Raw genomic sequence first — 21,961 nt, 5'->3', positions numbered from 1 at the left:
TAAGGAAGTGAGCAGATGATTCTATCGAAAAAAAGATGGCAGGTGGAGCGTCCTGACGCAACACTTGTACAAGCATTACAAAATGACTTACAACTTTCTGCGATTGCAGCAAAAATTTTAGCAGCACGAGGCTGCGAAACAACGGCTGAGGCAGAAAGCTTATTAAATATGACTGAGGCAAATATCCATGACCCATTTCTTATGCATGGTATGGCTGAAGCGGTAGCACGAATTGAACAAGCACTAGAAAATGGTGAGAAAATTTTAGTGTATGGTGATTATGATGCGGATGGTGTGACAAGCACAACCGTTATGTTACATGTTTTACTAGATCTTGGAGCAGACGTCTCCTTTAAAATTCCGAATCGTTTTATCCATGGCTATGGTCCGCATGAAGCCCTATTTCGGGAGGCCTATGAAGATGGTGTACAGTTAATCATTACAGTGGATAATGGTATATCTGGTATTGAGCCTATTCGAGTAGCAAAGGAGCTTGGTATGGATGTCATTGTGACAGATCACCATGAACCAGGTGAGGAGCTACCACCAGCAGATATTATTCTTCATCCCCGAATACCAGAAGGGCAATATCCATTTGGCGAGCTAGCAGGAGTAGGGGTAGCCTTTAAGCTGGCACATGCTCTTTATGGTGAACTACCAAGCCATCTAATAGAATTTGTGGCGATTGGCACTGTAGCAGATTTAGTTCCGTTGGTGGATGAAAATCGCTATCTCGTGAAGAGGGGCATACAAGAAATGCGTCGTTCCCTTAGTCCATGGGTACAAGCGATGTGTGACATAGCCAGTACAGAGCAGACGAAAATTACAGAAGAAACGATTGGCTTTTATTTTGGTCCACGATTGAATGCTGTTGGTCGTCTAGGTGAAGCAGCTCCTGGTGTTGAATTATTAATGGCGGAGGATAATGCTAAAGCAACCGCATTGGCAAAAAAGCTAAATGCCTGCAATACCGAGCGCAAAGATATTGTGAAAAGTATTACAGATGAAGCCATCGCACTGATTGAAGCAGATGAAAAAATCGGCAATTCCTTAGTTCTTGTTGTTGCTGGCGAGGGCTGGAACGCAGGTGTTGTAGGAATTGTAGCCTCACGTCTCGTTGAACTGTATTACCGTCCAACGATTGTGCTGTCACTCGATCCAGAAAAGGGCATAGCAAAAGGTTCTGCTCGAAGTATTGAAGGTTTTCATCTATATAATGAACTAGCTAAAAATCGAGATATTTTACCACATTTTGGTGGACATCCTATGGCTGCAGGTATGACCTTATCAATAGAGCATGTGGATGAACTACGTACTCGCTTAGATGCTCAGGCAAGAGCCTGTTTAACAGAGGAGCAATTAACACCTGTAGTGCATATTGATATACCGCTCAGCATAGATGAAATTTCAGCGGATGCTATTGAGGAAATTTCAACACTAGGACCATTTGGCACAGATTTCCCTAAGCCTGTGTATGTGCTGGAGGATGTAGAAATCGCCTCCATGCGTAAAATTGGAGCGGGCGAGAATCATATTAAAATGGAAATAACAAACGGCTATGATAAATTGGATAGTGTTGGTTTTAACAAAGGGCATTTACATGATGAATTAACGTATGGCATCAAAGTTTCCTTTATAGGCGATTTGCAAATTAACGAATGGCAGGGGCGTAAAAAAGCCCAATTTATGATCGAGGATGTCCAAACTACAGAATGGCAGTTATTTGATATTCGTGGTATCCGTCAAACAGCTCGATGGCTGAATACCGTACCGAAGGACGTGGCCCGGTTTATCGCCTTTCGTCCAGAAACGATGACCTATTATCAATCATTAATAGGTGCATCTATTACACTGGTTGACCCAGCCCTTTCAAATATTGAACAAAGTGATTACATCGTGCTCTTAGACTTGCCACACAATGTTCAAAAGCTAGAGGACGTTTTACAGAAGACAGCCCCTTCACGTATTTATGCTCATTTTTATATGCCTGACTCACAATACTTCAGTGGTCTACCTACTCGTGAGCAATTTGCTTGGTATTATAAGTTCTTGAAAAATCGACCAGCCTTTCCGCTTGATATGCATATCGCAGATTTAGCGAAGCATACGGGGTGGCCATTAGATACACTAAAATTTATGACACAGGTGTTTTTTGAGCTTGATTTTGTTAAAATGGAGAGTGGACTGACGACTGTCAACGTGAATGCTCCAAAACAAGCACTAACAGAGGCACCGTTTTACAAACAACGTTCAGAACAGATTGAAATGGAGCAAAAGCTTGTCTATGCTCCTTATATAGAATTAAAACAATGGTTTGATGAACGTTTAACATCAGCGGACGAATAACGTTTCGTAGGAGGAGCAATAACATGGATTTAAAGCAATACGTTACAACGGTTGAAAATTGGCCGAAAGAGGGCATTACCTTCAGAGATATTACAACAATTATGGATAATGGTCCTGCATACAAATATGCAACAGACCAAATCGTAGAATATGCAAAAGAAGTGGGCGCTGAAATTATTGTTGGCCCTGAGGCACGTGGTTTTATTATCGGTTGTCCAGTTGCCTATGCACTTGAAATCGGCTTTGCCCCTGTTCGTAAACCTGGTAAATTACCACGTGAGGTAATAAGTGCAGACTACGGTCTTGAATATGGTAAAGATACGTTAACAATGCATCATGATGCAATTAAGCCTGGTCAAAAAGTTTTAATCTGTGATGATTTACTAGCGACTGGTGGTACAGTTGAAGCAACGGTTCGTTTAGTAGAACAATTAGGTGGTCAGGTAGTAGGCTGTGCATTCCTGATTGAACTTCTAGAATTAAATGGTCGCGAAAAGCTTGGCGATTTAAATATTAAAACACTTATTCAATATTAAGAGCATGGCAAAAAGCGCCCTATACTGTGGGCGCTTTTTTTATACTTCGTCATAGGCTTGAATAATTTTTTGCATTGTTCGCAAGGTATCGTAGAAATCTGCGTATTTTTCGGTTCCAATATCCTCGATAATTCTATCTTGAATGCCTTGCCAAATCGGTGCTGCTTCATGCAGCTTTTCTAAACCTTTTTCAGTGAGCGTTATTTTTTTGGTACGAGCATCATTGGTATCTCGCTTTAACTCAACATAGCCATGTTGCTTTAATAGATTAATATTACGTGTTATAGTGGTTTGATCCAGTTGTAAAATTTCACCTAAACGGCTGATTGAGACAGCTTGTTGAAGGTCAATATGTGCAAGCATTGAATATTGTGTAACTTTTAAACCTGTAGGCTGTAGCAGCTTATCATATAATTGTGTGACAACCCTTGTTTTTTTTCTAAGGTTTGCACAAACACAAATTTGTGTATAATCAATATTTTTAAGTTGATTCTTCATCGACAGTACTCCTTTAAGGGGATTCTACTCATTATAAGTATACACCCAATAACTAGAAATTACTTCTTGACAGCTTTATGAACGCTTACTATGATTATACATGTATATACATATAAATGAAATAAGCAGACTTAAACATGTATATACATGTTTTGTAGTCTATCAAAGAAAAGAAGGTGTTGAGGTGAAACGTGTTCATTATAGTTGGTTTATTTTAATCGTCACATTTTTCTCGATAATTGTCGCAGGAATTACAATGTCATCATCTGGCGTGTTTATCGACCCTCTTGAAAAAGAATTTCACTGGGATCGTTCAACCATTGCTTTAGCCTTTGCTGTAAGTTTGTTTTTATATGGCATATCTGGACCATTTATGGCTGCATTACTTGAAGTCATTGGCTTAAAGAAAATGATGCTAGGTGCTATGGCAACTTTAGTATTAGGAATGACTTTAACATTTTTGATGAGTGAATCCTGGCAGCTAATTGTTATTTGGGGGGGCATTATTGGTCTTGGAGCAAGTCTTTTTTTAACTGTCCTTAGCCCATATGTTGCGAATCATTGGTTTGTAAAACGCAGAGGATTAGCGGTTGGTATTTTAACGGCAAGTACAGCCACGGGCCAGTTAATTTTATTACCAGTTCTAGCTATCATTATTGAACACTATTCTTGGCGATGGGCTATCGCATTAATGCTACTCCTTAGTATCATAATGTTTTTCATGATTGCGCTTTTTATAAAAAATAGACCTCAGGATATGGGGTTAACTCCTTATGGACAAGAGGAGGCTATAGAGGAACAACAAATACAGCAAAAAAAGAATCCAATAGCTATGGCTTTTAAAGGTTTATTTGAGGCGATTAAGGTTAAAGCATTTTGGCTCTTAGCAGGTAGTTTTTTTATTTGTGGGCTATCGACAAGCGGATTAATTGGTACTCATTTTGTTTCTTATTGTATTAGCTTTGGCGTTCCTTTAGTCACTGCCGCATCATTCCTTTCTTTTATGGGCATTTTTAATTTATTAGGTACAACTGCGTCTGGCTGGTTATCTGATCGCTTCGATAATCGGTGGTTATTGTTTTGGTATTACCTGTTAAGAGGTGCATCTCTATTATTGCTCCCTTATGCACTCGCACAAGGATCATTTGTTTTATTAACGATTTTCACGATTTTTTACGGACTAGATTGGATTGCTACAGTGCCACCAACCATCAGTATGACACGACAAATTTTTGGTATGCAAAAAAGCAGTATTATCTACGGCTGGATATTTGCTTCACATCAAGCAGGAGCAGCGGTTGCTGCGTATGGTGGGGGGTTAATTTATAAATTTTTCAATTCTTATACATGGGCATTTTTCCTTGCAGGAATGTTTTGTGCAATGGCCAGTTTATTCGTTATCATTGTTAAAAAACAAACACCCCAGCAAGCGTAAACACATAAAAGTTGAACCTCGGTAAGATGAGGTTCAACTTTTTTAATAAAGAATCTTTTGACATAACACAAACAAAAGTTTATAATATAAACAAATATAATAAAAGGTGATGCTATGAATGAAAGAGAACAGGCGGTGCTTGCTTTAATTCGCCAGAATCCGTTTATGTCTCAGCAAGAAATGGCAGATGCAATGAATCTGTCGCGTCCTGTGCTTGCTAATTTAGTGTCTAGTTTAACGAAGCAAGGAAAAATTGTAGGTCGTGCTTATATATTACCCGAAGAAAATGAAATTATTTGCATCGGTGGAGCTAATTTAGACCGCAAATTCCATGTAAAGGGCAATGTTCAATTTGGAACATCTAACCCTGCCAGCTCTTCCTTTAGTGTAGGTGGCGTTGGTCGAAATATTGCTGAAAACTTAGGCAGATTAAACCACCAAGTGACGTTACTGACAACGGCAGGTAAGGATGCTGATTGGCAAGTGATCCAAGAGGCTTCGGAATCCTTTATGAATCTACGTTATGTAGAGCAGCTTGCAGAGGCTTCCACAGGTTCTTATACTGCCATCATGGATGAACAGGGTGAGCTAGCACTAGCTGTAGCAAATATGGAGGTTTACGATCTTCTGTTACCGAGCTTGTTGAAAAAACATGAAACAATGCTTGTAAACGCGGGCTGTTTTATTTTGGATTTAAACTGTCCAAAAGAAACAGTGGCGTATATCCAGCAAGTAGCCCTTGCTCGTGATATTCCACTTGTCATTGTGCCAGTATCTTCGCCAAAAATGAATCGACTACCTGAAACATTACAAGGCGTAACTTGGTTTATTTGTAACACAGATGAAGCGGAAACGATTGTTGGACATAAAATTGAAAACGCTACCCATTATGAAAAAGCTTTACAACAGCTCCTACAATTAGGTGCGGAGCATGTCATTATCACGGCTGGCAGCAAGGGCGTTTATGCAGCATCTACAACGATTGCCCCTTGTCATGTTGCCGCTAAAGTGATTGACAAAATTGAAGATGTGACAGGAGCAGGAGATGCCTTTGTCAGCGCTGTTATTCACAGCTGGCTGACTGGACAATCTTTTGAGACATGTATTGATGCTGGATTAACCAATGCAAAAAATACATTGGCATCTCCTTATACAGTAAGACCTGAATTATCAGTAGATTTGTTGAAAAATGAAATGGAGGAATAACAACATGAAAGAATTCATCGTATTATCAGAAGAAGTAAAAGCAGGACAAGCAAAAGGTCTACCGATCGTTGCGTTAGAATCAACAATTATTTCACACGGTATGCCATACCCACAAAACGTGCAAACTGCGCGTGAAGTTGAGCAAATTATTCGCGATAATGGTGCAGTCCCAGCAACAATTGCATTAATTGATGGGAAAATTAAAATTGGTCTATCAGATGAAGAGCTAGAAATGTTCGGTAATGCTCAAGGTGTTGCAAAAGCTTCACGTCGTGACTTAGGCTACTTACTAGCAACGAAAAAATTAGGTGCGACAACAGTTGCAGCGACAATGATCTGTGCAGAGCTTGCAGGTATTGAAATCTTTGTTACAGGTGGTATTGGTGGTGTACATCGTGGTGCGGAAACAACAATGGATGTCTCTGCTGATTTAGAAGAATTAGCACAAACAAATGTTGCCGTTATCTGTGCGGGTGCAAAATCTATTTTAGACATCGGTCTTACATTAGAATATCTTGAAACAAAAGGTGTGCCAGTGGTTGGTTATGGTACGAATGAATTACCAGCATTCTACACACGTCAAAGTGGATTTGATGTAAACTTCCAATTAGATACGCCAGAAGAAATTGCAGCAATGCTATCTGCGAAATGGCAATTAGGCTTAAAAGGTGGCGCTGTCATCGCAAATCCAATTCCTGAGTCTGAAGCATTAGAGCATGCATTTATTACAAACATTATTGAAAAAGCTTTAGTTGAAGCTGAAGAGAATGGCATTCAAGGTAAAAATGTTACACCATTCTTACTTGGCAAAGTTAAAGAATTAACAGAAGGTAAAAGTCTTGATGCCAACATTGCATTAGTGAAAAACAATGCAGTAGTCGGCGCGAAAATTGCTGTAGCTTACAATCAATTACATTAATCAATTTGTCGAAACAAGGACTCTTTGTGACGTGAAGTCGCAGAGGGTCTTTTTTATTAAAAAGAAGAATATTTTTTCCATTTTTCGAACTGTTCACGAGATTAACTAAACTAAATGATACAGTCTCTTTACAATAGACCACAATATTTTATACAATTAAGTTTATATCTAATCTGAAAAATTTGACGAGCAAGGTGGACATGTTATGGCGAAAGAGCAAATTTTGACTCCTGAGGACGTTTTTGAGTTAGTCAAATCCTACATGAATGATGAAAATGTCGCATTCGTGAAAAAAGCATATGAATTAGCAAGGGATGCCCATATTGAGCAATTCCGTAGCTCTGGTGAACCGTATATTATTCACCCAGTACAAGTAGCAGGTATTCTAGCTGAATTACAAATGGACCCAGAAACTGTAGCGGCAGGTTTTTTACATGATGTTGTCGAAGATACGGATTTTACACGGGATGATTTGGTACGTGAATTTGGCGAAGAGGTGGCCGTGCTTGTTGATGGTGTTACCAAACTAGGGAAAATTAAATATTTATCTAAAGAGGCGCAGCAGGCAGAAAATCATCGGAAAATGTTTGTGGCTATGGCGCAAGATATTCGTGTCATCCTCATTAAGCTAGCAGACCGTCTTCATAATATGCGTACGTTAAAGCATTTACCTGCTGAAAAGCAACGACGCATTTCAAAAGAGACGCTCGAGATTTTTGCACCACTTGCTCATCGTCTTGGAATTTCGACTGTAAAATGGGAGCTTGAAGATACAGCACTGCGCTATTTAAACCCACAACAATATTATCGTATTGTCAGTCTGATGAAGAAAAAACGTGATGAACGTGAAGCTTATTTAGAAAATGTGATGGCTGAGATGAAATCACAACTGAATGAGGTTGAAATTGACGCAGATGTCTATGGTCGACCAAAACATATTTACAGTATCTATCGAAAAATGGTGTTACAAAAGAAACAGTTTAATGAAATTTATGATTTATTAGCCATTCGTGTTCTTGTCGATAGTATTAAAGATTGCTATGCCGTATTAGGGATTGTGCATACACTTTGGAAACCAATGCCAGGACGCTTTAAAGACTATATTGCTATGCCAAAACAAAACCTGTACCAGTCTCTACACACGACTGTTATTGGACCTTATGGTGATCCGTTGGAGGTACAGATTCGTACAAAGGAAATGCACAAAATTGCAGAGTACGGGATTGCGGCGCACTGGGCATATAAAGAAGGTAAAAACGTTGATCATCAAAAGCAAAATGTCGACCAAAAATTAACGTGGTTCCGTGAAATTTTGGAGTTTCAAAATGAATCTTCCAACGCAGAAGAATTTATGGAATCCTTAAAATTTGATTTATTTTCTGATATGGTTTATGTCTTTACACCTGAAGGTGATGTCATTGAATTGCCAGCAGGTTCTGTTCCTATTGATTTTGCCTACCGTGTTCATTCCGAAGTAGGAAATCGTACGATTGGAGCGAAAATCAATGGGAAGATGGTACCGCTTGATACACCATTAAAAACGGGCGATATCATTGAAATTTTAACTTCTAAACAATCCTTTGGTCCGAGTCGCGATTGGCTTAAAATAGCTCAATCCTCGCAGGCGAAGAATAAAATAAAGCAATTCTTTAAACGACACCTGCGTGAAGAAAATATTGTCAAAGGTAAAGAAATGATTGAAAAAGAAATCCGTGCTCAGGATTTCGATTTAAAGGAAACGATGTCCTCCGAAAACCTAAAACGGGTATGCGACAAATTTAACTATACGAATGAAGAAGATTTGTATGCGGCAGTTGGTGTGAATGGTATTACTGCGCAACAGGTCGTAAATCGTTTAGCTGAAAAACGTCGTAAAGAACGTGAGCAGGAAGAAGCACTAGAGAAAATTGAACAAAAAATGAAAAATCCAATTCCACAAAAGCGTACGGAATCGGGTGTTATTGTAAAGGGTATTGATAATATGCTCATTCGACTTTCTCGCTGCTGTACGCCCGTTCCTGGGGATGATATTGTAGGCTTTATTACGAAGGGGAGAGGTGTTTCTGTCCATCGTGAGGACTGTCCAAATATTCAAATTGAGGATGAGCAGGAGCGCTTAATTGAAGTGGAATGGGAGCATGGTGTCATTCCTGAGAAAAAGGAATACCCTGTTGATATTGAGGTTTCAGCTTTTGATAGACCTGGCATTTTAAATGAAATCATGCAAATTGTTAGTGAAACGAAAACGAATATTTTAGCAGTAAGTGGACGTGCTGACCGTGATAAAATGGCAACAATTCATTTAACAATTTCTATTTCAAATATTTCACATTTGCATAAAGTAGTTGAGCGAATTAAACAAACACCTGATATTTATTCGGTGCAACGCGTCATTAACTAATTGATAGGCAATATAGGATTGGGGTTTAGTACATGAAAGTAGTATTACAACGCAGTAAAGCTGCCTCTGTAACAGTGGACGGAACTGTTACAGGAGCAATTGATCATGGCTATGTTCTTTTAGTGGGAATTACACATGAAGACACACAAGAGGATGTTGCCTATTTAGCAAAAAAAGTAGCCAATTTACGTCTCTGGGAAGATGCAGATGGAAAAATGAATCATTCGATCTTAGAGCATGGGGGCGCTATTTTATCCGTCTCGCAATTTACACTGTATGGGGATGCAAAAAAAGGGAATCGTCCAAGTTTTATCAATGCAGCTAGACCAGAAGCAGCTGAGCCACTGTGGGAGGCTTTTAATCAAGCTTTACGCGAACAGGGCTTACATGTGGAAACAGGTATTTTTGGTGCCATGATGGATGTAGCACTAATTAATGATGGTCCAGTCACAATTCTTCTAGAGTCAAAATAATGGAACATTTCCTATAATTCCTTCATATACTAAAGAGTATGGTTAGTTTTATAGGAAGGAGTGTCTTAAACATGACGCAGACGAGAAGTATAACAAATCCATATTTATACGAAACTCTTAACATGATGATTGGTCAGGCAGTAGTTGTGCAAACAGAAAAAAATATTCAACAAGGTATTTTATTATCCATACTACCTGACCATATGGTTCTTGAGATAAATCGTACGCCTTTCTTCATTCGGATGGAGGAAATTGTATGGGTTACATTGGAAACTACAAAAAAATGAGAAAGTATGAACCTTCAAATCATCATAAATGATAGAAGGTTCTTTTTTATTTGTTTAATGCAAATAATAATACCTAAATAGCAAATTTATTTCGAAGAGATAAAAACTATTAAAACAGTTGCTACTCTTTGAATATTATTTTTTTAAAAAAATATAAACGATATGTAAGAAAGTCCATTTGATTCCTCATGGATAGTTAATCTACGATTTTCCATTCTACTTACAACCTTTGATGTCTTTCATCATTAATTTATCCCACTAATAAGGGGAACTTTATGAAGTTCATGAATAAAAAGCATTTAAGGACAATCCATTTAAACTTTATCATTTCTAACACCGCCGCATATTGCTCCTGCCTTAATTAAAAACAATTCGTCATATAAGATAAAATTATTATTTTGGAAAACAAAAAATAACGTTGAAAATGCCCATTATTATTTGAGTATGTGAATAAAATTTTCCATGTTTATAGAAGAGGAACAAGAGGTTTAATTAGGAAAGATAGCGTGTGCTTTCAGAAATAATAGAAAATTAATACTTTACAATAAATTTAAACTCATGTATATTTATTTTCAATTAGCGACAAATAGCGACAATATACGGCTAATGTCTAAATCAGAAAAAGGAGCGCGATTTAATGGAAAATGAACAGGGGGTCAAGAAGAAAAGCTGGTTGAAAGTACCTCATACATATACGATTATTTTTGCTATTATTTTTTTAGCAGGTATTGCAAGCTATATTATACCAGCGGGTGAGTTTGAACGTGTAGAGGATGAAGAAGGGCGAATGCTCGTTGTAGATGGAAGCTATCATCATATTGAGAGTGAGCCAGTTTCCTTTTTTGAAATGTTTACAGCGGTTCCAATGGGTCTCGAAAAAGGGGCTCAAATTATTTTCTACATTTTTTTAGTCAGTGGTGTATTTGGTATTATTCGTTCTACAGGTGCTATTGAGGCTGGTGTTTATAAAGGAGTAAAAGCTTTAGAGGGCAGAGAGAAATTACTGATTCCTTTATCGATGATTTTATTCTCTGTTGGTGGTTTTACAATGGGGATGGCGGAAGAAACTATTATTTTCGTACCAATTGGTGTGGCCATTGCACGCGCGATGGGCTTTGATGCTGTAACAGGAACAGCCATGATTACACTTGGTGCCGCCAGTGGATTTTTTGGAGGAATGCTTAATCCCTTTACGGTAGGTGTAGCACAATCATTAGCGGATGTACCATTATTCTCAGGGATTGGCTTCCGTGCTGTTGTCTATGTTTTTGTATTAAGTTTTGCTATTTTCTATGTATCTCGCTATGCTTTTAAGGTGAAAAAGAATCCTCAAGCAAGCGTTATTTACGATATTGAGCAAAAAGCTAAATCCAATGTTTCAGCGATTGACATCCCTGCATTAACAGGCAAGCATAAATTCGTATTTATTGTCATGGCTTGTGGGATTGGCTTTAATATTTATGGTGTCTTTAACTGGGGCTGGTTCTTAACGCAGCTAACTGCATCCTTTTTAATTATGGGGTTAATTGCAGGATTAATTGGTGGTTTAAAACCTGCTACTATCTTTGATTCCTTTATTGAGGGAGCCAAGGCCGTAACATTTGGTGCTTTAATTGTAGGTTTTGCCCGTGCTATTACAGTTGTTTTAGAGCAGGGGAAAATTATTGATACAATCGTTTATGCAGCATCAGAAACAATTGGACATTTGCCACATGCTATCAGTGCAATCGGCATGCTATTTATCCAAGCTCTTTTGAATTTATTTATTTCATCTGGTAGTGGACAGGCAGCTGCAACAATGCCGATTATGATTCCAATCACTGATTTATTAGGATTAGAGCGACAAGTGGCTGTTTTAGCCTTCCAATATGGGGATTCCTTAACGAACTCTATTATTCCTACTTCGTCTGCATTAATGGCGTATCTAGCTGTTGCAGGTATCCCATATGAAAAATGGATTAAGTTTATCTGGAAGATGATTCTTGGGTGGGCATTGATTGCCTGTCTGGCGCTAATTGCTGCGGTAGCATTAGGAATATCTTAAATATAAAAAAGCTGTGGATGTTATCATCATCCGCAGCTTTTTTTTGCTTATTCATCTTGTTCATTAAAGTAGCTGAGAATTCCCTGATAAATACCAAGAGTCGCTTGTTCACGGAATTTAGCTGTTGTAATGACGCGCTCCTCACTGGAATTACTTAAAAAGCCTAACTCAATAAGGACGGCCTTTTGACGATTCTCTCGTAAAACTAAATAATTTCCTTGTTGTGTACCACGGTCTCTTAAATCTAGTTTACTGGAAAGACCATCATGAATTGCTTCAGCAAGCCCTTTTTGATTACTATTCATATAATAGGATGTGAAGCCGTTAATGGAGCTATCATCTGTCGCATCATAATGAAGGCTAATAAAGGCATCTGCCTCATATTGATGGGCAATCGATACACGCTTACGCAATGCCACATATTCATCCGATTCTCTCGTCATGACAACGTTTGCGCCAGCAGCACTTAACTTGGAAGCAAGCAAAGTAGCCGTTTTTAACGTAATGCCCTTTTCCTCTGTACCTCGTTGACCAGTTGTGCCATGATCATTTCCACCGTGACCAGCATCAACAACGATCGTTAATCCAGTTAACGTACCTTTTTTGCGAGGCTCTTCCTTTTCTTTCTGTGGACTTGTCGCTTTATTGGAACTTGTTGTAACTACCCAGTTCGCGACAAAAGCTGTTTTTTCGTCGTCTATTTGTATTTCATAAAAATCATTTTTAACGCCTACAATTGGGTAATTTCCACCAGCATCTACTCGTTCAACTACTTCTGCAGCTGTTGAGGCATCTGTTCGTAGGTTTGTCCCATTATAGATAATCGTAACAGATTCTAACTCTTTGGAAGTTGACGTTTTTGAGGTACTTTTTACTTTATTGGAGAATGTACCGTAAAAACTATAGACCCAACCTACTTTTTTATCATTGTACTGAATTTGTACCCAATTATGCTCATGTGTAAGTACTTTAAAGGCTTGTCCTTTTGTTGCTGTGCCGATTTTTTTAGCGTTCAAATCTGGCTTCTTACGAACATTAAGGGTGTCCACTAAAATGGTGAAGGTTGTATCTTTGTTGGCGGGTGCTGTGGGTGTAGTAGTTACTTCAACAGCATCTTCCTTGGGTTCCGTTTCTTTTTTAGGGTTATCGTTGATCGTGACATAATCCTTTGACACCCATCCTGTTAATCCATTCCAATCGATTTTTGCCCATTCTTCATTTTCTTCAACGAGGTTTGCTTGGTTACCTGTAGAAAGTTGACCAAGAACAGCTGAAGAGATATCTGGTTCTGTTCGAATATTTAAACGGTCAACTTGTGAAATGACGGTTTTGTCAATCACTTGTTTAGCATTAGTAGGTGCTGTCAGCCAAGAGGCAACCCATCCTTCGTAATTACCTGCTTTGACTTGGTACCAATCACCTTCTCGACCGATTGAGGTTAAAGGGTCACCTTCTTCTAAAGTCGTAATAATGGGATAAGACAAACCAGGACCCTCTCGCAAATGAAGAATCGTTCCAGCGACTTTTAGATCACTGGTGTCAGCGGAAGCTCTTTGAACAAAGTTCTTATTTGGAATCGCCATCGTTACCATTAGTACGAAGATGATTATACTATGTAAAATTGTTGTCCTCATCAGATTCCTCCTATTCCTTGTGCTATTTTACCATGCTTTTATCATAAAATTCGTGGTAAAATGGTAACAGAATTAGTTATTTTCAAGATAGACTGATGAAAAATACAAAAATAGTTGACATTGCTTTGGCTAGTGACTAACATAAAGGGTAATCGAAAAATGATTAATCGCTTATGACCAAGCAAGTAGCGTATACCACTATTGGAAAAGAGAGGGAAAGACTTAGGCTGCAATCTTTCCTACAAAAATGTATCACGTGAATAACACTTGAGAGGCTTTTTTCTGAAAAGCAGTGCCTAGTAGGAAAAAACGGAATCGGCCGTTATCCGATTAAGAGGAGGACACATGTAATCATTTGTGTCAACTAGGGTGGAACCGCGGAAGCTTATACAGCTCTCGTCCCTTGCTATTGCAAGGGACGAGGGCTTTTTTGTTGTTCAAAAAGTAATGAGTTTTTGAAGAGGGATTGTTGTTTTTGCTCAGAAAAGAGGGGAAGGCGCTCTAATTAGTATGAAAAGCGCTCATCAAGGCTGTAACCCGCTCCAACAGGACAAAAATTTGCTCAACCAAAGCATTCGCTCAAAGTGGGACTACAGCTGCTCTATCATAAGCAATCAATATAGGAGGGAATTACATGAGTTTTAAAGTGCCACGAGGGACACAAGATATTTTGCCAGGTCAATCTGAAAAATGGCAAAAAGTTGAAGCGATTATTCGTGATATTTGTCGTGTTTATCGCTATAACGAAATTCGCACACCAATTTTCGAGCAAACGGATCTATTTGCACGTGGTGTTGGGGAAACAACTGATGTTGTACAAAAGGAAATGTATACATTTGAAGATCGTGGAGGGCGTTCATTAACACTACGTCCAGAAAATACGGCTGGTGTCGTACGTGCCTATGTGGAGCATAAAATGTTTGGTGCTCCTGATCAGCCAGTTAAGCTTTCTTATTTAGGACCAATGTTCCGCTATGAGCGCCAACAGGCTGGTCGTTATCGTCAATTTGTACAGTTTGGGGTAGAAGCAATTGGTTCAGCAGATCCTGCGATTGATGCAGAAGTCATTGCTCTTGCGATGGACGTCTACGAATCAGCGGGTTTAAAGGATTTAAAATTAGTGATTAATTCTCTTGGCGATAAAGAAACACGTGATACACATCGTACTGCTTTATTACAGCATTTTGAGCCACATATTCATGAATTTTGCTCAGACTGTCAAAATCGTTTACAAAAGAATCCATTGCGAATTTTAGATTGTAAGGTAGATCGTGAGCATCCATTAATGCAAACGGCTCCAGCGTTAACTGATTTCTTAACAGAAGAGTCAGCTGCTTATTTCGCTCAAGTGAAATCGTACTTAGATACATTGGGTATTTCATATGAGGTCGATCCAAATCTTGTACGAGGACTTGATTATTATAATCACACAACTTTTGAAATTATGTCCACAGCATCAGGCTTTGGTGCTATTACAACATTATGTGGTGGTGGACGCTACAATGGATTAGTGCAAGAAATTGGCGGTCCAGATGTACCAGGTATAGGTTTTGCATTAAGTATTGAGCGCTTGTTGCTGGCACTTGAAGCGGAGGGTGTTGAATTAGACACAGCATCAGGGCTAGATGTTTACATTATTGCAATGGGCGATGAAGCGAAGCAAAAGGCTGTTGAGCTGACAAGCACTTTCCGAGCAAAGGGACTTGCGACAGAGATGGATTATTTAGACCGTAAAATGAAAGCTCAAATGAAATCAGCGGATCGACTAGGTGCAAAATATACGCTTGTTCTTGGCGAAACAGAACTTGAAGAGCAAGCAGCGGCTGTAAAACATATGGAATCTGGGGAGCAGCACAAAGTGGCGTTTTCAGAGCTAGTGAACTATTTAACACAAAAAGCTTAAAAATAAACAGAGGGCATTTCTAGGAAATGCTACATAAATTGAAGATATTTTGGAGGAATTTAACAATGGCTACAAGAACACATGCTAGTAACGAGCTGTCAGAAGCGTTACAAGGCGAAAAAGTCGTATTAAAAGGTTGGGTACAGCGTCGTCGTGACCTTGGTGGTTTAATTTTTATTGATTTGCGTGACCGTACAGGTATTACGCAAGTTGTGTTTAGTCCAGATGTTGCAGAAGCACACGCATTAGCGGATAAAGTGCGTAGTGAATATGTGATCGAAGTGGAAGGCACAGTCATCCTTCGTACAGAGGATCAAATCAACCCGAATGTACCAAACGGTAAAATTGAAGTGGAAGCAACAAAATTAGTCGTAATTAATACGGCAAAAACAACGCCATTCCAAATCGAAGATCGTACAGATGTATCAGAAGATTTACGTTTAAAATATCGTTATCTAGACTTACGTCGTCCCGTAATGTTCGATACTTTCAAAATGCGTTCTGATGTGACACGTACAATTCGTAACTTCCTACAAAATGAAGGATTCTTAGAAGTTGAAACACCAATTTTAACAAAATCAACGCCAGAGGGTGCTCGAGACTATTTAGTTCCTTCACGTGTACATGAAGGTGAATTTTATGCCTTACCACAATCACCTCAATTATTTAAGCAATTATTAATGGTTGCTGGTTTTGAAAAGTACTTCCAAATTGCGCGTTGCTTCCGTGACGAAGATTTACGTGCTGACCGTCAACCAGAGTTTACACAGGTGGACATTGAAACGAGCTTCTTAACACAAGAAGAAGTATTAGAAATGAACGAGCGCTTAATTCAAGCGGTTATGAAAGAAGTAAAAGGAATTGACATTCCTGCACCATTCCAGCGCATGAAATACCAAGAAGCAATGGATCGTTATGGTTCAGATAAGCCAGATGTACGTTTTGGATTAGAGCTTGTGGCGTTAAATGATATTTTTGAAGGCTGTAATTTCAAAGTATTTGCTGATACTGTTGCACAAGGAAAACAAGTGAAAAGTATCAATATTAAAGGTGCAGCTGACAAATATTCTCGTAAAGACATGGACGAGTTAACAAAATTCGTTGGGATTTACGGAGCAAAAGGTCTTGCCTGGTTAAAGGTAACAGAAGAAGGCTTAAACGGACCAATTGCGAAATTCTTTGACGAGGCATTAGCAGCAGCCTTAATCGAGCGTATGGGAGCAGAAGTTGGCGATATTCTAGTATTTGTAGCAGATAAAGCCGCTGTTGTAGCAGCTTCATTAGGTGCTCTTCGTACAAAATTAGGACAAGATTTAAATCTGATCGATGAATCACAATTTGCTTTCCTTTGGATTACTGATTGGCCATTATTCGAATACTCAGAGGAAGATGGACGCTACTATGCAGCACACCATCCATTCACACGCCCGTTTGATGAAGATATAGCGTTAATGGACACAGACCCTGCAGCAGTACGTGCACAAGCATATGATATCGTTTTAAACGGCTATGAACTTGGTGGTGGTTCATTACGTATTTACGAACGTGACCTACAAGAGAAAATGTTTGAATTACTTGGCTTCTCAGAAGAAGAAGCACAAGCACAATTTGGCTTCCTATTAGAAGCGTTTGAATACGGCGTACCACCACATGCAGGTCTTGCCTTTGGTCTTGATCGCTTCGTTATGCTATTAGCAGGTCGTACTAATTTACGCGATACAATTGCATTCCCTAAAACTGCTAGTGCTAGCTGCTTGATGACAGAAGCACCAAGCGAAGTATCTCCAGAGCAATTAAGTGAGCTAAGTCTGGCCATCAAACCATTTAGAAAATAATGTATAATACAAAATACCTGGATTACCTAGCAAATACTGTAGGGAATCTAGGTATTTTTTGCGTTTTCTTATAAATTTATAGATTATTAGAGAAAATCGTTTGAATTATCAGAAAAGTGGTGTTATGATAACTGTAATACGAATCCTGATGTGTTTGTCTAACTGCTAACTCTACTTCACAGTTTTGACCGAACATTATAGAATCGGGAGCCTTCATTTTGTAGTCGCAAACATGCCCCTAATAAAGCGGGACGTTTAAAGTTGCAAAGCGGGCACCCACCTGCAAATTGCGGGTTCAAAACGAATGTTTCTTGGCATTACGGCACAATTGGGATTCGTCCTATACATAGGATTGAGAGGAGCTTATTAATAGCTCCTTTTTTTACATAAAATTAAACAAGAACTAGTAGAATATTTTAAGTGAATGTTTAGAAAATATGGAAAATCACTTTTTATTTCTGATGAAGCAGCATATAATTGGTATAGACAACTATACCTTTTGAGAAGCTATATCCGCTAAAGGAAAAGATACATTATATCTTTAGGCAGATATTACGAGGATAAACACTTTATTTAAATGATTTTGAAAGCGTTTTAATTGTGATTGATACAAAACACATGAGGGAAAAGCCTATCGAAAAAAGGCAAATTGGATCAAAATTACAAGACGGTGATTAGTCAGTTGAGAATATAATGGTACAATGATTGAGCGCAGATGCTACAATGATAGTGAGAAAGTTACCACATCAAGCGACAAGTAAATATGTCCTTTTCACACTGTTATCGTGGATATCATTTAGCTTTGTTGAATCATGCGAAATACAAAAACCGATCTAACGAGGTAAAGTTGTATGGAGAAATCATAAAGGTGATAAGGAAGGTGCAAGAATTGTTAGAGAAAAATTCTCATATACCTATTTATATACAAATAGAAGAGATTATTAAACAACGAATTTATTTAGAAGAATACAGAATTGGTGAGACCATCCCATCAGAACGAGAGCTTTCTGCACAATTTGATGTAAGTAGAATGACTGTTCGTCAATCCATTACCAATCTAGTAAATAGTGGTCTGTTATATCGAGAAAAAGGGAGAGGAACGTATGTTGCAAATCCAAAATTAGAGCAACCGTTAAAAGGCTTAACGAGTTTCACGGAAGATATGCGGGCAAGAGGAATGGAACCAAGCAGTAAGGTATTACGATTTGAGAAAATCATACCACCAGTGGATATTGCAAGAGATTTGATGATAGAGTCTGGCGAAGAAGTATTTTTTGTAGTGCGCATAAGAAATGCAGATGCGCAACCAATGGCAATCGAAAGAACATATATCCCAGTTAAAATTTATCCGGAGTTGGATGAGAAGCAAATAATGGGCTCGCTTTATGCCTTAATCGAAGCAAAGTTCCATCAAAAAATTGGGAATGCGGTACAACAGATGGAGGCAGCCATCGTATCGAAAGAGGATAGTAAGTTTCTACAAATTAATCAAACAGCACCAGTTTTAATTATCAAACGTACAAGTTATTTATCAGATGGTAAGCCCTTTGAGCTTGTACGCAGTACGTATCGAGCTGATCGTTATAAATTCATAAGTGAAATAAAAAGGTGATTTTATGCATGCATATTTTTCTGAAATCGAAAAGCTTATCCAGGTTGTGAAGGAACAGGAGGCATCACATATAAGTGATGTGGCTCAAATTATTGTCCAACGTCTCCAAAAAGGTGGGATAATTCAATTATTTGGTTGTGGTCATTCACAGCTATTGGCACAGGAGGCATTTTATCGAGCAGGTGGTTTAGTACCCGTCCGTCCTGTTTTTATTGAACCATTAGCTTTACATGCTGGGGCATTAGCTTCTTCAATCAATGAGAAAGATTCAACTATTATTGGACTGCATAAGGAACAGTTTGACTTTCGTGAAAATGATGTTTGCATCGTCATTTCAACCTCTGGGAGAAATGCAGCACCTATCGACGCTGCTTTATTAGCAAAGGATTCAGGGATATTTGTGCTATCCCTCCAATCGCTCCACTATAAGGAACAGACTACACGTCATCACAGTGGGCTGCGGCTAGAAGAGGTGGTAGATTTTGTAATTAATACCCATATACCGATTGGTGATGGTGTACTAACTATACATGACATTCAGTATGCGCCAGCATCTACTGTTATTGGTTCATTACTATTAAATGCTTTGTTCAGTGAAATCATAGAAACACTAGCAAAGTCCTCAAGAGAGTTACCGATTTTTGTCAGCAATAATGTTGATTCGGATTGGTCACATAATGAGAAAATGATTGCCAAATATCAACATCGGATTAATTTTACGTGAAAGAGTGGGGTATGTAAATGAAGAAAATGTATAAAATTACATCTACTGAAGGTATTCATGCCAGACCGGCTGCATTACTCGTAACTGCAGTGACACCATTCCAAAGTGATATTAAATTAACATATGAAGAAAGATCCGTTAATTTAAAGTCTATTATGGGCGTAATGTCACTAGGTGTAAAACCAGGGAGTATAGTGGAAATTTCAGCAGATGGGCCAGATGTAGCAACATTATTTCAAACTATTACTGAAGTCATGTTGTCTAAAGCAATAGGAGAAGAATGGCAAGAGGGATAAAAGATTCTTGCAGTGGTTGTGATTATGCCACTGTAAAAGAATCTTATGAATAATTATCTGAATATTTGGAATTTAAGGGGTGATTAAATGGACATTCACATCGTCTCGCCTAATGATTATGGGCAGATTCATCGATTGAGAGACTATTGCTTTCCAAATAAGTACTCAGGGGCTCGTCGAGAGGATTTTCATTATTGGATTGAACAAAGCACGACCTTAGGTGCTTATGATGACAAAAAAATTGTTGGGCAGCTATTAATATTACCGCTAAATATTACAGTGCATGGAGTTTCATTTAAAATGGGAGGCATCGGCTTTGTTGCAACGTATCCTGAGTATCGACAACAGGGTATTATCAAAAGGCTTATGACAGAAGCGCTGCAAAAAATGAGAGACAATGGACAAACGATTTCAGTATTAGCGCCATTTTCTGTGTCCTTCTATCGTTATTTTGGTTGGGAATTATTTTTTGAGAAGCTCCATTATACAATCCCTCAAACTATGTTTCCCTCTTTAGGGAAACAAGTAGACGACATGAAAAGGATGAGCTTTGAGTGGTTAGATCCTGCGCTCTTTCAGATGATTAAGGATTTTCATAATGCACAGGCAATCATTCGAAATGGTGGCATGGTAAGGGATGAAGGATGGTGGAAAAGACTTGAAAGAAGGAGCCCAGATAGTCACTTTGCTGCCTATTTTCAAGACAATAACTTAGAAGGCTATATTCGTTATACGATTCGAGATGGGACATTTACTATCCAAGACTTTATTGTAGCAAATCTCTTAGCTGAACAAGCTATGTGGCGTTATATGACATCTCATGCAGCAAGTGTCAGTAGCATAACTGGAGTTACTAGTAATCATTATCCTTTTGGCTTTTATTTCAAGGAGCCGCAATTCAAAAGGGAAGTCATACAGGATGTGATGATTAGAGTAGTAGATGTTTATGTATTTATGCAGCAGTATCCGTGGAAGGATATTCAAGAAACACTAACTATTCGTATTGAAGATCCATTTTGTCTCTGGAATGAGCATGTTTATCAAATAAATAAAAATGGTCAGGTCTCAATAATTGAGACAAATTCGGTCTCTGACAAGCATATGCTAACACTACCAATTAATCTTTTTTCTGCGATGATGGTAGGTTATCTTTCTGTCAAAGAAGTGGTGGTCTATGCTAATCAACCTACGGTAGAAAAGGTTATCGAACAGTGGCAATGGGCAATCCCTACTGAAAAACCAGCATTTTATGAGTATTTCTAGGTATTGAATAATAAGAAAATTTAAAATTTTTTTGCGTTTTTTTCTGGACTATACCAGTTGGTTTTAATCATTAATTTCACGACAAAATTGACATAGTCCAATTTTGTAAATAACTTGATATAAATAAAATTAATGGAAAATTTGTATTGTGGTATATACCAATAGGTGCTATTCTCAAAATAAGTAAGCGATTACACAATCGAAGAAAATAAAAGGAGTGTATCGAATGAAAAACATCATGTTAGTGTGTGTAGCAGGTATGAGTACTAGTTTATTAGTGTCAAAGATGCAAAAAGCAGCGCAAGAGCAAAATATTGAAGCGGATATTTACGCCATTGCAGAAGGAGAGGTGGAAAAAATATTAGCGACAAAGAAAGCTGATGTTCTTTTATTAGGCCCACAGGTTCGTTATTTGAAAGGGTCATTTGAAACAAAATATAAGGATAAAGGTTTTCCAATCGATGTGATCAATATGGCGGATTACGGCATGATGAACGGTGAAAATGTCCTGAAACAGGCTCTACAACTAATTGGATGAAAGAAGGGGCA

Annotated in this window: 18 protein-coding genes, 1 other RNA gene and 1 other annotated feature; of the genes, 17 read left to right on the top strand and 2 right to left on the bottom strand. The window is 38.4% G+C overall.

Annotated elements, in window-relative coordinates:
• Positions 1-15 precede the first annotated feature (15 nt).
• A complete protein-coding gene (gene recJ / locus NY607_RS06425) occupies positions 16-2,346 on the top strand; it encodes a single-stranded-DNA-specific exonuclease RecJ (protein WP_259419340.1) in 2,331 nt (776 codons plus the stop codon).
• 23 nt (positions 2,347-2,369) lie between these two features.
• Entirely contained in the window at positions 2,370-2,882 is a 513-nt protein-coding gene (locus NY607_RS06420; RefSeq protein WP_004226730.1) for an adenine phosphoribosyltransferase, read from the top strand.
• Positions 2,883-2,921: 39 nt separating this feature from the next.
• Here NY607_RS06420 and NY607_RS06415 read toward each other — a convergent pair whose 3' ends face one another.
• Positions 2,922-3,380, bottom strand: coding sequence for a MarR family winged helix-turn-helix transcriptional regulator (locus NY607_RS06415; protein WP_009373748.1), 459 nt, complete (start codon positions 3,378-3,380; stop codon positions 2,922-2,924).
• Positions 3,381-3,564: 184 nt separating this feature from the next.
• On the opposite strand from NY607_RS06415, the gene NY607_RS06410 reads away from it, so the two are divergent.
• From NY607_RS06410 to NY607_RS06380, 7 genes are all read left to right on the top strand, one after another.
• Positions 3,565-4,815, top strand: coding sequence for an MFS transporter (locus NY607_RS06410; protein ID WP_259419339.1), 1,251 nt, complete (start codon positions 3,565-3,567; stop codon positions 4,813-4,815).
• 114 nt (positions 4,816-4,929) lie between these two features.
• On the top strand, positions 4,930-6,021 hold the full coding sequence (locus tag NY607_RS06405) for a carbohydrate kinase (protein ID WP_009373750.1): 1,092 nt from the start codon (positions 4,930-4,932) through the stop codon (positions 6,019-6,021).
• Between the two features lie 4 nt (positions 6,022-6,025).
• Positions 6,026-6,940: a pseudouridine-5'-phosphate glycosidase gene (locus NY607_RS06400; protein WP_048392113.1), complete on the top strand. Its 915-nt coding sequence runs from the start codon at positions 6,026-6,028 to the stop codon at positions 6,938-6,940.
• A 205-nt stretch (positions 6,941-7,145) separates the two neighbouring features.
• Positions 7,146-9,341 carry a RelA/SpoT family protein gene (locus tag NY607_RS06395; RefSeq protein ID WP_048392114.1) on the top strand — a complete coding sequence of 732 codons (2,196 nt, stop codon included), beginning with the start codon at positions 7,146-7,148 and terminating at the stop codon, positions 9,339-9,341.
• Between the two features lie 32 nt (positions 9,342-9,373).
• Positions 9,374-9,814, top strand: coding sequence for a D-aminoacyl-tRNA deacylase (dtd, locus tag NY607_RS06390; RefSeq protein WP_048392115.1), 441 nt, complete (start codon positions 9,374-9,376; stop codon positions 9,812-9,814).
• Positions 9,815-9,885: 71 nt separating this feature from the next.
• A complete protein-coding gene (locus tag NY607_RS06385) occupies positions 9,886-10,101 on the top strand; it encodes a DUF2642 domain-containing protein (protein WP_004226745.1) in 216 nt (71 codons plus the stop codon).
• Between the two features lie 637 nt (positions 10,102-10,738).
• Positions 10,739-12,145 (top strand): YfcC family protein, encoded by a 1,407-nt coding sequence (locus NY607_RS06380; RefSeq protein ID WP_054550044.1) that lies wholly within the window; start codon positions 10,739-10,741, stop codon positions 12,143-12,145.
• Between the two features lie 47 nt (positions 12,146-12,192).
• Here the strand turns inward: NY607_RS06380 and NY607_RS06375 are convergent, their stop codons facing one another.
• Complete coding sequence (locus tag NY607_RS06375) at positions 12,193-13,779, bottom strand: N-acetylmuramoyl-L-alanine amidase family protein (protein WP_131520506.1); 1,587 nt, start codon at positions 13,777-13,779, stop codon at positions 12,193-12,195.
• A gap of 164 nt (positions 13,780-13,943) precedes the next feature.
• Positions 13,944-14,186 (top strand) — a binding site (T-box leader).
• A 227-nt stretch (positions 14,187-14,413) separates the two neighbouring features.
• On the opposite strand from NY607_RS06375, the gene hisS reads away from it, so the two are divergent.
• From hisS to NY607_RS06335, 8 genes are all read left to right on the top strand, one after another.
• The gene (gene hisS, locus NY607_RS06370) at positions 14,414-15,682 is read left to right on the top strand and encodes a histidine--tRNA ligase (protein WP_054550047.1); all 1,269 of its coding nucleotides are present in this window, start codon (positions 14,414-14,416) and stop codon (positions 15,680-15,682) included.
• Positions 15,683-15,747: 65 nt separating this feature from the next.
• Positions 15,748-17,517, top strand: a complete 1,770-nt coding sequence (gene aspS, locus NY607_RS06365; protein WP_004226768.1) for an aspartate--tRNA ligase — start codon at positions 15,748-15,750, stop codon at positions 17,515-17,517.
• A gap of 139 nt (positions 17,518-17,656) precedes the next feature.
• Positions 17,657-17,856: non-coding RNA, 6S RNA (gene ssrS / locus NY607_RS06360), on the top strand.
• A gap of 550 nt (positions 17,857-18,406) precedes the next feature.
• Positions 18,407-19,129 carry a GntR family transcriptional regulator gene (locus NY607_RS06355; RefSeq protein WP_004226770.1) on the top strand — a complete coding sequence of 241 codons (723 nt, stop codon included), beginning with the start codon at positions 18,407-18,409 and terminating at the stop codon, positions 19,127-19,129.
• Positions 19,130-19,133: 4 nt separating this feature from the next.
• A complete protein-coding gene (locus NY607_RS06350) occupies positions 19,134-19,853 on the top strand; it encodes an SIS domain-containing protein (RefSeq protein ID WP_259419338.1) in 720 nt (239 codons plus the stop codon).
• A 17-nt stretch (positions 19,854-19,870) separates the two neighbouring features.
• Entirely contained in the window at positions 19,871-20,149 is a 279-nt protein-coding gene (locus NY607_RS06345) for an HPr family phosphocarrier protein (protein WP_131520508.1), read from the top strand.
• Positions 20,150-20,236: 87 nt separating this feature from the next.
• Positions 20,237-21,412, top strand: coding sequence for a GNAT family N-acetyltransferase (locus tag NY607_RS06340; RefSeq protein ID WP_131520509.1), 1,176 nt, complete (start codon positions 20,237-20,239; stop codon positions 21,410-21,412).
• Positions 21,413-21,638: 226 nt separating this feature from the next.
• The gene (locus tag NY607_RS06335) at positions 21,639-21,950 is read left to right on the top strand and encodes a PTS sugar transporter subunit IIB (RefSeq protein WP_103118482.1); all 312 of its coding nucleotides are present in this window, start codon (positions 21,639-21,641) and stop codon (positions 21,948-21,950) included.
• The last annotated feature ends 11 nt before the right edge of the window (positions 21,951-21,961 follow it).

It is taken from the genome of Lysinibacillus sp. A4, from assembly GCF_024919535.1.
Taxonomy (GTDB): Bacteria; Bacillota; Bacilli; order Bacillales_A; family Planococcaceae; genus Lysinibacillus; species Lysinibacillus capsici.
This window is presented reverse-complemented; position numbering and strand designations above follow the sequence as displayed.